The following is a 464-nucleotide window of genomic DNA, read 5'->3' as shown; positions in this document are numbered from 1 at the left end:
CAGATACTAATCGATCGAGGACTTAACCAATTTGAATGTATGCTTACTGTTATCTAGTTTTGAGAGAATTTTTTTTAAAAAACTCTTGCTTTTTCTGAAATACATAGTATAATAATACATGTCACTAAAATGTCTGGTGATGATGGCGAAGAGGTCACACCCGTTCCCATGCCGAACACGGAAGTTAAGCTCTTCAGCGCCGATGGTAGTCGGGGGTTCCCCCCTGTGAGAGTAGGACATCGCCAGGCAGACTTCATTCCGCAGTAGCTCAGTGGTAGAGCTATCGGCTGTTAACCGATCGGTCGTAGGTTCGAATCCTACCTGCGGAGCCATTTATGGAGAGCTGTCCGAGTGGCCGAAGGAGCACGATTGGAAATCGTGTAGGCGGTAACCCCGTCTCAAGGGTTCGAATCCCTTGCTCTCCGCCACTAATTATCAATACATAACAAACGAAAAAATACCAG

General features: G+C 45.9%; 2 tRNA genes and 1 rRNA gene. All 3 read left to right on the top strand.

Going from position 1 to position 464, the window contains the following annotated elements:
• Positions 1–132: 132 nt before the first annotated feature.
• The 3 genes from rrf to BGM27_RS19760 all read left to right on the top strand — a co-directional run bounded on the left by rrf (position 133) and on the right by BGM27_RS19760 (position 428).
• Positions 133–248 (top strand): 5S ribosomal RNA (gene rrf / locus BGM27_RS19770).
• Between the two features lie 9 nt (positions 249–257).
• A tRNA-Asn gene (locus BGM27_RS19765) sits at positions 258–332 on the top strand.
• 5 nt (positions 333–337) lie between these two features.
• Positions 338–428 (top strand) — tRNA-Ser (locus BGM27_RS19760).
• Positions 429–464: the final 36 nt, after the last annotated feature.

It is taken from the genome of Bacillus sp. FJAT-27001, from assembly GCF_019039175.1.
GTDB lineage: Bacteria > Bacillota > Bacilli > Bacillales > Bacillaceae > Bacillus > Bacillus velezensis.
The sequence above is the reverse complement of the archived record's forward strand: the minus strand, read 5'-3'. Positions and strand labels throughout refer to the sequence as shown.